Below are 10811 nucleotides of genomic sequence, written 5' to 3' on the forward strand. Positions count from 1 at the left end.
AACAGGTCGGTCTCGGTCTCCTCGGTGAAGGTGGTCTTGATGACGCCGGCCTTGGTGCCGCCGATGCCCTTGGCCCAGGACAGGGCCAGGTCCCAGGCCTGTCCGCTGGCGTCCTTCTCGACCGCGATCAGGCAGGGCACGCCGCGCCCGGCCTCGTACTGGCGACGGACCAGGTGGCCGGGGCCCTTCGGGGCGACCATGGCGACGTCGACGCCCTCGGGGGCCTGGATGAGGCCGTAGCGGATGCTGAAGCCGTGCGCGAAGAACAGCGCGTTGCCGGCTTCCAGGTTGGGGGCGATCTCCTCGGTGTAGAGGTCACGCTGGATGTGGTCGGGGACCAGGATCATGATGACGTCGGCCTCGCGGGTGGCCTCCGCGGGGGTGAGGACGCGCAGGCCCTCCTCCTCGACCTTGGCGCGGCTCTTGGAGCCCTCCGCCAGGCCGATGCGGACGTCCACGCCCGAGTCCCGCAGCGACAGCGCGTGCGCGTGACCCTGGCTGCCGTAACCGATCACGGCGACCTTCTTGCTCTGGATGAGCGCGAGGTCCGCGGCGTCGTCGTAGTACATCTCTGCTGCCACTTGGGATTACTCCTTGTTTCTGCGTTCTCGGGGGCTCAGGCGCTGCGTTCGATCGCTCGCAGGGAGCGGTCGGTGATGGAACGCGGTCCCCGGCCCAGGGCGACCAGCCCTGACTTGACCAGTTCCCTGATTCCGAAGGGTTCCAGATTCTTGACCAGGGCATCGAGCTTCTCGGGGTCGCCGGTGGCCTCGATGACAACGACGTCCGGGCTGACGTCCACGACATGCGCGCGGAAGAGCTCGGCCGTCTGAAGCACATGGGTGCGGCTGTTCGCGTCGGCCTTGACCTTGACCAAGAGCAGCTCGCGCTGCACCGACGCGGTGGCGTCCATCTCCACGATCTTGACGACGTTGACCAGCTTGTTGAGCTGTTTGGTCACCTGCTCCAAGGGGTGGAGGTCGCAGTTGACCGCGATCGTCATCCTGGACAGACCGGGGTACTCAGTGGTGCTGACACTGAGTGAGTCGATGTTGAACCCACGACGGGAGAAGAGAGCGGAGGCTCGGGCGAGGATGCCCGGGGTGTCCTCCACCAGAACGGAAAGCGTGTGACTGCTCATGCTTGTTCGGCCTTCTCCTAGTCCTGGTGTTCCCAGTTCGGCGCCATGTCCCGCGCGTACTGGATGTTGTCGTTGCTGACGCCCGGGCCGACCATCGGCCAGACCATGGCGTCGTGGTTGACGGTGAAGTCGACGACCACGGGGACGTCGTTGATCGACATCGCCTTCTCGATGGTGGCGTCGATGTCCTCGGGGCGCTCGCAACGCAGTCCGACACAACCGTAGGCCTCGGACAGGCGCACGAAGTCCGGGATCCGGACCTTCGTGTCCCGCGGTGAGGTCTGCAGATCGGTGTTGGAGTAGCGACCCTCGTAGAACAGGGTCTGCCACTGGCGGACCATGCCCAGGTTGCCGTTGTTGACGATGGCGACCTTGATCGGGATGCCCTCGACGGCACAGGTGGCGAGTTCCTGGTTGGTCATCTGGAAGCAGCCGTCGCCGTCGACCGCCCAGACCACGCGGTCGGGGTCGCCGGCCTTGGCGCCCAGGGCGGCCGGGACGGAGAAGCCCATGGTGCCCAGGCCACCGGAGTTGACGAAGGATCCGGGGCGCTCGTACTCGATGAACTGCGCGGCCCACATCTGGTGCTGGCCGACGCCGGCCACGTAGGTGGCCTCGGGACCCACGACCTGGCCCAGGCGCTCGATGACGGCCTGCGGCGACAGGGAGTCGTCGTCGGGGACCTCGTAGCCCTTGGGGTAGGTGGTGCGCAGCTGGTTCAGCCGGTTCCACCAGGCCTCGTAGTCGCCTTGGCGGCCCTTCTCCTGGTCGGCGCGCACGGCCACGACCAGGTCGGCGAGGACCTCACGGGCGTCGCCGACGATGGGAACGTCCGCGTGCCGGTTCTTGGAGATCTCGGCGGGGTCGATGTCGGCGTGGACGACCTTGGCGTCGGGGGCGAAGCTGTCCAGTCGGCCGGTGACACGGTCGTCGAAGCGGGCGCCCAGGGCGATGATGAGGTCGGTCTGCTGCAGCGCACCGACGGCGGCGACGTCGCCGTGCATGCCCGGCATGCCCACGTACTGCGGGTGCGAGTCGGGGAAGACACCGCGGGCCATCAGGGTGGTGACCACGGGGACGCCGGTGAGTTCGGCCAGGACCCGCAGTTCGGCGGCGGCCTTGGCCCGCAGGACCCCTCCACCCACGTACAGGACGGGGCGCTTGGCCTCGGCGATCATCCGGGCGGCCTCGCGAACCTGCTTGCCGTGCGGTTTGGTGACCGGGCGGTAGCCGGGCAGGTCCAGGCGCTCCGGCCAGACGAACTCGGCGGCGGCCTGCAGGGCGTCCTTGGCGATGTCGACCAGCACCGGGCCGGGGCGACCGCTGGAGGCGATGTGGAAGGCCTCGGCGATGGTGCGCGGGATGTCGCGCACGTCCTTGACCAGGAAGTTGTGCTTGGTGATCGGCATCGTGATGCCGCAGATGTCGGCTTCCTGGAATGCGTCGGTACCGATCATCGGTGCGGCGACCTGGCCGGTGATGGCGACCATCGGGACCGAGTCCATGTGGGCGTCGGCCAGTGGCGTGACCAGGTTGGTGGCGCCGGGGCCGCTGGTGGCCATACAGACCCCGGGGCGTCCCGTGGCGTAGGCGTAGCCCTCGGCCGCGTGCCCCGCCCCCTGCTCGTGGCGCATCAGGATGTGGCGCACCTTGGCCGAATCGTAGAGGGGGTCGTACGCGGGGAGGATGGCGCCGCCGGGAATCCCGAAGACAGTGTCAACGCCGACGTGCTCCAGCGACCTGATCAGCGATTGGGCGCCGGTCATCTGCTCGGTCATCTCAAGATCCTTCAGCGATGTCCCAGAGCGGCGGTGGGGCTCTGGAAGTGGTGGTTTCCGGTCTCGTGGCCTGGTGCGGCAATAAAAAAACCCCCACCGCCCTGTGGCGGTCGAGGGGTGGCGCGCAGCAGAAGAAACTCAGTGGGCTGCGCGCCGACCAAGTACGAGAATCAGGAGGTTGTTCTGCACGCTGTCAACACTGGCCGAAAGAGCCCGTGCGCGTCAACCGGATCTTAATATTGTCTCACCATGCGAGACGCAGATTTCAGCATACGGCGAACCCCGAACCACCGAGAAGCACCCTGACCTGCGCAAACACCGGAATGGCCCCGGCCACGTGTAACACAGAACACGTATCAGGGGCCGGACACAACCATCCTGAGCCGGACTTAACAGTTCATCTCGGACTACTCCTCGAAGGGACCACCGGACATTCCGGACGCGGTCAGAGGTTGACGCCGGCTTCGCCGCCGACGAGGGACTCCACGCCGCTCGCGGGCATGGGTCGGGCCACCAGGAAGCCCTGGCCGTGGTCGCAGCCCATCACCCGCAGCTGCTCCAGCTGCTCGGGGCGCTCGATGCCCTCGGCGACCACCTGGACGCCAAGGTCCCGGCCCAGTTGGACGATCGTGTGGGTGAGCAGCGTGACCGTGTCGTCGCGGCCCAGGTCGGCGATGAACGAAGGGTCGATCTTGATGGCGTCCACGCTCAGCTCGCGCAGGTGCGCCAGGGACGCGTACCCCATGCCGTAGTCGTCGATGGCCAGCCGAACACCCAGGCCGCGGAGCTCACCGAGGCGCTCCACCGCGTCGCCCTGGTCGTCGAGGAGGACCTCCTCGTCCACCTCCAGGGTCAGCACCTCCGAGGACAGGCCCGTCTCGTCGAGGACTCCCTCGACGGTGCGCACGAAGCGGGGCGACAGTACCTGCTTGACCGAGAGGTTCACCGACAGGCCGATGTCCCAGTCCGACACCCGCCACACGGCGACCTTCTCGCAGGCCTCCCGCAGGATCCACTCTCCCAGCGGCACGATCAGTCCCGACTCCTCGGCCGCGCCGATGAACGCGTCCGGGCCGACGACCTCACCGTCCCGGTCCCAGCGCACCAACGCCTCCACCGCGGTGACCTGGGACGTCCCCAGGTCCACGATCGGCTGGTACTCCAGGAAGAACTCACCGTTGCTGAGCGCCTGGCGCAACCGGATCTGCAGCTCCAGCCGGGACACGACCATGTCGTGCATGTGGGCCGCGTACACCTCGACGTTGCCCGCGCCGCGCTCCTTGGCGCGGGTCATCGCCACGTCGGCGTTGCGCAGCAGCTCACCACTGTCCGTGGCGGGTTCGGCGAAGGCCACCCCGATGCTCGCGGTCAGCAGGATGTCGCGGTCGGCCACCTGGAAGGGTTCGGAGGCGATCACCCGGCCCAGACGTTCGGCCAGGTCCACCACGCGTTGCGCCTTGGGCACATCCTCGACCAGGACCGCGAACTCGTCACCGCCCCAGCGCGCCAGGGTGGCGTTGGAGCCCAGCTCACCGCGCAGCCGGCGCGCGGCCTGCCCCAGCATGTGGTCGCCCCGCACGTGTCCGGCGGAGTCGTTGACCGCCGTGAACCCGTCCAGGTCCAGGAAGATCACCGCGACGTCGCCCGTGTGCTCGTCGTTGATGGCCCGGTGCGCCAGCACGTCGCTGGCCCGCTCCTCCAGATAGGCCCGGTTGGGCAGGCCCGTCACGCCATCGTGGAAGGTCAGGTGCTCCACCTGGTCCTGCAGGGCCACCTGCGCGCTGATGTCGCGGGTGGTCACCAGCAGCCGGTCGGGTTCGCCGGGCTGTTCGTACAGCGAGACGGTGGACTCGGTGTGCCGCCAGGTCCCGTCCGCGGCCCGTACGCGCAGCCGCAGGTGCACGCCCTGGCCGCTGCGCCGAGCGAACAGGTCCAGGACGGCGTTGGTGCGCGACAGGTCCTCGGGGTGGATGAGCGTGGTCACCGGCGCGGCGAGCACGTCGTCCAACCGATAGCCGAACGCCTCCGCCGTGCCCGGGCTGACGTAGAACACCCCGCCGTCGCGGTCCAGCACCAGGATGACGTCGCCGCTGTTGCGGGCCAGTTCGTTGAAGTGCCCCTCGCGGTTGCGGACCATACGGGCGAGGGTGGCGTTCTCCTCCAGCATTCCCAGCACACGCACGACGAGCACGATCACGGCGGTGCCCGCGGCGATCGGCAGGACCGCGGCGACCTCCGACATCCGCAACGACCCGGCGGTGAGCACGACCGTGGCGACCAGTACCGCGGCCAGGGCGGCGAACTCGGGGGCGAAGCGGTAGAGCCCGCGTCCGGTGATCCGGCGCGGATCGGCGCCCGGCCGGTGCTCCACCAGCCACGGAAGCGCGCCCAGCAGCGCGAAGCCCAGGAACCGCACCGGCTGTTCGATCCCCCCGGCCACCGGCGGTCCGGTGAGACGGGTGACCGCGCCGATCATGTCGGAGGCGGCGATGGCGATGAGCGCCCCGATCGCCACCAGCACCGCGCGCCGGGTGCTGTGCGGCGACATGAACACCAGTGGGATGAGCAGACACAACACCACGATGTCGGCCACCGGGTACACCAGCGCGAACCCGAGCAGTCCGGCCCCTTGGCCCAGTTCCTCGTACAACGGAGAGAACAGCAGGACCCACACCACGGAGAACACCGCGGCGCCGCACACGTAGCTGTCGGTGATGTGCCGGGTCGCCGTGCGCAGCCCGCCCGGCCAGGGCGCGAACCTCGTGAAGCCGATCACGAAGAGCGGCAACGCGACCAAGGCGAAAAGGTCACCCAGAGTGAGGGAGAAGACCGAACCGGCGCTGAACGTCCGGGTGATGGCGTGGGTCAACGCACCCGCGCACCAGGCCAGGGCCGCGAAGCCGAGGAACCGTAGCGCGGCCGGACCGTCCGCCCCGTCGACGTGCGCCTCCCGGTCGGCCCCGGTTCGAGCCCACCTCTTGGCGGCGAACAGCAAGGACGCGCCCGCGGCACCCGCCACCACGGCCCCGGGCCACTGCCCGAGAGCGTCCGCCACCGTGCTCTCCCCCGCCGGGATCAACGTCCCGAGCAGGTAGAGGAGAAAGAGCGCGGCCAAACCGAACACCGCAAGCCGGCGTGCCTTGAGACCCATCAGGGGCCTCCCCAGCGCCTGGCTCTCTCCTCGGACATGGAGCACCCACCTCGTGTATTTCTCGACTCAGGACGCGGTGGAACGCACGCACCCCCATGCACGGACACCCTACGCAACCAAGGTCACACGGCGATTGAGGACCGGCTGAGAGATGGCGACGGAACGACTACTCTCGGTCATCTTGGTTTCAGGTTTCTCCCGCCCCTGAAAAAGGGATCGGCGCCGCGGGGCCTCCTCCTGCCCCACGACGCCGTACGAAGCCTGGAAGGCTCCGCGTAAGCCACGGACCAGCACCACTGTGGGCGCCGGATCCAAGGCTCGAACCTCGGCTCAGCCGGAGAGCTTCTCCAGGATGAGTTCGCGGGCCCGCCCGGCGTCGGCCTGTCCACGGGTGGCCTTCATGACCGCGCCGACCAGGGCACCGGCCGCGGCGACCTTGCCACCGCGCACCTTGTCCGCGGCGTCGGGGTTGGCCGCGATCGCCTCGTCGACGGCCGCGCCGAGCGCACCGTCGTCGCTGACGACCTTGAGGCCACGCGCCTCCACCACGGCGTCGGGCTCGCCCTCGCCGGCCAGAACACCCTCGACCACCTGACGGGCGAGCTTGTTGGTGAGCGTACCCTCGGCGACCAGTGCGATGATCCGGGCCACCTGAGCGGGGGTGATGGGCAGCGCGCCCAGCTCCACCTCCTGCTCGGTCGCGCGACGCGAGAGCTCGTTCAGCCACAGCTTGCGGGCCTCGGCCGACGGGGCGCCCTCGGCGACGGTGGCCTCCACCAGGCCGATGGCGTCGGCGTTGACCAGGTCGCGCAGCTCGGTGTCGCTGAGCTTCCACTCGGTCTTGATCCGGGCGCGCTGGGCGGCGGGCAGCTCGGGCAGGGTGGCGCGCAGCTGCTCGATCCACTCCTGCGACGGAGCGACCGGGACCAGGTCGGGGTCCGGGAAGTAGCGGTAGTCCTGGGCCTCCTCCTTGGAGCGGCCCGAGGTGCTACGACCCAGGTGCTCCTGGAAGTGACGGGTCTCCTGGACCACGCGCTCCCCGGCTTCGAGCACGCCGGCCTGGCGCTCGATCTCCGAAGTCACGGCGCGTTCCACCGAACGCAGGGAGTTGACGTTCTTGGTCTCGCTACGGGTGCCCCACTCCGAGGCGCCGATCTCGTTGATGGACACGTTCACGTCGCAGCGCATGGACCCCTCCTCCATGCGCACGTCGGAGATGCCCAGGGAACGGACCAGGTCGCGCAGTTCGGCCGCGTAGGCACGGGCCACCAGCGGGGCGAGCTCACCGGTGCCGGTGATGGGCTTGGTGACGATCTCCAACAGCGGGATGCCGGCGCGGTTGTAGTCCACGTTGGAGTGGCTGGCACCGTGGATCCGCCCGGTGGAACCACCCACGTGGGAGGACTTGCCGGTGTCCTCCTCCATGTGCACGCGCTCGATCTCGACGCGGAACTCGCGCGGGCCGTCGGGGGTGTCGACCGTGACGTCCAGGTGCCCGTCGACGCAGATCGGCTCGTCGTACTGGGAGATCTGGTAGTTCTTCGGCATGTCCGGGTAGAAGTAGTTCTTCCGCGCGAACCGACCCCACGGGGCGATGGAGCAGTCGAGCGCCAACCCCAGACGGATCGCGCCCTCCACCGCCTTCTCGTTGACCACCGGCAAGGAGCCGGGGAAGGCCAGACAAACCGGGCACACCTGGGTGTTGGGCTCGGCACCGAACGCGGTCGGGCACGAGCAGAACATCTTGGAGGCGGTGCCCAATTCGATGTGGGTCTCCAGGCCGAGCACAGGTTCGTACCTGGTCAGCGCCTGCTCGAAGCTAGGAGTTACCGCGTGGGCCATCGCCGCAAACCCGTTTCAGTAGAGGACATACCTTCCAGGTCAGCCTACCGAGGTCGAGGGGCCCTCTGTGCCCGTTCCCGCCCCTCGGGGGACAAACGGATGTCACGGCGAGCACACGATTGGGCCGCTAAGGAGGAGATCTACCGTCACCCAGGGTGCCGGACCGTTAGTCTTGATTGCCAGGAAACACGAATTCGCCGGTCGGGGCAGGGTCGCCCCAACCGCCTTCCGCACGGGAGCGCCTGAGCATGTCCGGCATCCTGCGTCGGTGCGCCGCGTTGCTTTGCGCGAGCACTCTGATCGGCGCCCTCTCCACTTCACCCGCCCACGCGGACGGTTTCTCGCGCGTGGACCGCGACCCGATGGCGGGTGCCCCGGTCCTGCTCGAAGACGGCCAAGAGCTGGAAACGGCCCTGTTCAGCCTCCGTGTGGCCGACGAGGACTCCGTACGCGCCTACGCGATGATGGTGGACGAGGAGGTGCGCCCGCGCACCGCCTACGTCGAATCGGCCTGGGCCGACCGCCCTGAATGGACGGACACGGTCCGGGACACCGACCCGGCCGACCGCGCGAACTGGATCGTGCGTCACTCCTACCCCAACCTGCCGCTGGCGTCGTTGGCCTTTGAGATCGGGTCGCCGGTCCTTGAGGAGCACACGGCGATCGCCGCCACCCAGGCCGCGTTGTGGCACGTGTTGGACGACGTGGACCCCAGCCCCGAGGGCAACTCCGAGGAGGTCCTGCGCCTTTTCGAGTACCTGGTCGAGGGCAGCTCCGCGGCCGAGGGAGGCACGACCGCCCGCTCCTTGGAGCTCTCCCCCACCCAGGTGGAGGCGATCGTGCCGGGTGAGCCCCTGGGCCCGTTGACGGTGTCCAGCTCGGGCGAGGGCGAGGTGCAGGTGTCCGTACGCGGCGCGCCCGCGTCCTGGCTCGTGGACTCCGAGGGTCGGGAGGTCTCTCAGGTCTCCGACGGTGACGAGGTCTACCTCGACGTCGACCCGTCGGTGCCGGCCGGGGTGGCCACCCTGCACGCGCGCGGGCCGGGCGTCCCCCTCCCGGAGGGGCGTCTGTTCACCGGCCGCGAGGGGGTGCGCACCCAGCCGCTCATCACCGCGGAACCGGGTACCGCCACCAGTTCCACCACCGCCACGATCACCTGGCACGCCGAGGAACCCCCCGAGGCAGGCACCGAGGGTGAACCGGTGACCCCCGAACCTGAGCCGGAGACCACGCCGACCGAGCCCCCCACCGACGAACCCGAAGTCGTGACAGAGGTCCCGAAAAACGAAGACCGAAACCAGGGGGACGGCCTGGCCCTGACCGGCACTTGGCTGTCGGGACTCCTGGTCATCGCGGGTGCACTGGTGGTATCCGGCCTGCTCATCCTGGTTCTGGGCCGTAAGCGCCGAGATTAGGCGTCCGAAACAGCCCCACCGCGCCGACCTCGATCTATAACATCTCGCCGCAATCTGGATTTGTCCTGCCCAGATTTGAACCAGCCCGTAATGGGCCACATTTTTCACGAAGCGGGTTGGAAAGCACGAACCGTCTCGCTAGTATCGGCCGGGCGATCGGCGACCCAGGGCTCACGCGGCCCGCTCCCGCGTCTGACGGCCCCCTCGGAGAGATCGCTCCCCCTGCAATGGCTCCGCGCCCCCTGACCCCGACCGTGGCGTCCATTCACTTCCGCACCGGCGGATCATCCGGTTCACCCCTAATACGACACCGGGAAACAACTTGAGTAAATTCTCCCTCCCCCGCATCGCCGGCCGCACCGGCTTGGCGGCCTCCGCGGCCGCCTTCCTGGCCTTCGGTCTGGCCGCCCCCGCGGCCGCCGACGAGGTCGAGACCTACGAAGGTTCTGCCGAGGGCACCTACGTCGGCAACGCCGAGAGCGGTCCCAAGATCAAGATGGACGGTGCCAGTGTCGGCACCAGCCTGTTCAACCTTGAGCTGACCGACGGCAGCGTCCTGAAGATGTACTGCATCGACTTCAAGACCAACATCGTCGGCGGTGCCGAGTACAAGGAAGACGCCTGGGCCAACTACCCGGGTCAGGGCAGCTTCGCCGAGCCCGGCAAGGTCCTGTGGCTCCTGCAGAACGCCTACCCGAACACCGACGCCGCCGCCCTCGGTGAGGCCGCCGGGGTCGAGGGGCTGAGCAACGAGGACGCCCTCGGCGCCACCCAGGCCGCCATCTGGCACTTCAGCAACGACATGGACCTCTCCGGCGGCAACAGCGACAACGTCGTGGCGGTCTACGAGTACCTGACCGCCAACGCCGAGAGCGTCGAGGAGGAGCCCGGCGCCGCGCTGAGCATCACCCCCGACGTGGCCGAGGGCACCGCCGGCTCGATCATCGGCGAGTTCGAGATCTCCACCAACTCTTCGGAGATCCCGGTCACCCTGGACGCCCCCGAGGGCGTCGAGCTGGTCGACGTCGAGACCGGCGAGGCCGTCACCACCGTCGACAACGGCGACAAGGTCGGCTTCGCCGTCCCCGAGGGCACCGAGCCGGGCGAGGCCTCCTTCTCCCTTGAGGCGTCCTCCTCCGTGGAGACCGGCCGCCTGTTCCAGGGCAAGTCCGCCACCAAGCCCACTCAGACGCTGATCACCGTCGACGGCGACGAGACCACGGTCTCCGCTTCGGCCTCCGCCGGCTGGACCCCGAGCGAGACCCCGACCGAGCCGGAGCCGACCCCGACCGAGGAGCCCGAGGAGCCCGGCGAGCCGGAGCCGACCCCGTCGGAGGAGCCCGGCGAGCCCGGCGACGACAAGCCCACTCCCCCGGCCGAGAACGATGAGCCCAAGCTGCCCGTGACCGGTGGAGCGCTGGCCGGTCTGGTCGCCGCGGGCGTCGCCGCCCTCGGTGCCGGTGGTGGCGCCATCTACCTGAGCC

At 68.9% G+C, this 10811-nt stretch carries 7 protein-coding genes; 2 read left to right on the forward strand and 5 right to left on the reverse strand.

Translation table 11 applies throughout. From position 1 onward, the window contains the following. The 5 genes from ilvC to gatB form a co-directional block, all read right to left on the reverse strand. The coding region (ilvC, locus tag K8V84_RS24940; protein ID WP_304079165.1) for a ketol-acid reductoisomerase at positions 1–581 on the reverse strand (581 nt) is incomplete at its 3' end. 35 nt (positions 582–616) lie between these two features. Further along, entirely contained in the window at positions 617–1141 is a 525-nt protein-coding gene (ilvN, locus tag K8V84_RS24945) for an acetolactate synthase small subunit (RefSeq protein ID WP_304079167.1), read from the reverse strand. A 17-nt stretch (positions 1142–1158) separates the two neighbouring features. Then, positions 1159–2934, reverse strand: coding sequence for an acetolactate synthase large subunit (locus tag K8V84_RS24950; RefSeq protein ID WP_304079177.1), 1776 nt, complete (start codon positions 2932–2934; stop codon positions 1159–1161). Positions 2935–3364: 430 nt separating this feature from the next. Continuing rightward, the gene (locus K8V84_RS24955; protein WP_304079169.1) at positions 3365–6070 is read right to left on the reverse strand and encodes a bifunctional diguanylate cyclase/phosphodiesterase; all 2706 of its coding nucleotides are present in this window, start codon (positions 6068–6070) and stop codon (positions 3365–3367) included. A gap of 330 nt (positions 6071–6400) precedes the next feature. Next, a complete protein-coding gene (gatB, locus tag K8V84_RS24960) occupies positions 6401–7912 on the reverse strand; it encodes an Asp-tRNA(Asn)/Glu-tRNA(Gln) amidotransferase subunit GatB (protein WP_304079171.1) in 1512 nt (503 codons plus the stop codon). A 248-nt stretch (positions 7913–8160) separates the two neighbouring features. On the opposite strand from gatB, the gene K8V84_RS24965 reads away from it, so the two are divergent. Both K8V84_RS24965 and K8V84_RS24970 read left to right on the forward strand, forming a co-directional pair. Then, a complete protein-coding gene (locus K8V84_RS24965; RefSeq protein WP_304079173.1) occupies positions 8161–9327 on the forward strand; it encodes a thioester domain-containing protein in 1167 nt (388 codons plus the stop codon). A 322-nt stretch (positions 9328–9649) separates the two neighbouring features. Further along, positions 9650–10811, forward strand: a 1162-nt coding sequence (locus K8V84_RS24970; protein WP_304079175.1) for a thioester domain-containing protein, incomplete at its 3' end; no start/stop codon positions are given.

This window comes from Nocardiopsis listeri (assembly GCF_020741345.1).
Lineage (GTDB): Bacteria > Actinomycetota > Actinomycetes > Streptosporangiales > Streptosporangiaceae > Nocardiopsis > Nocardiopsis listeri_A.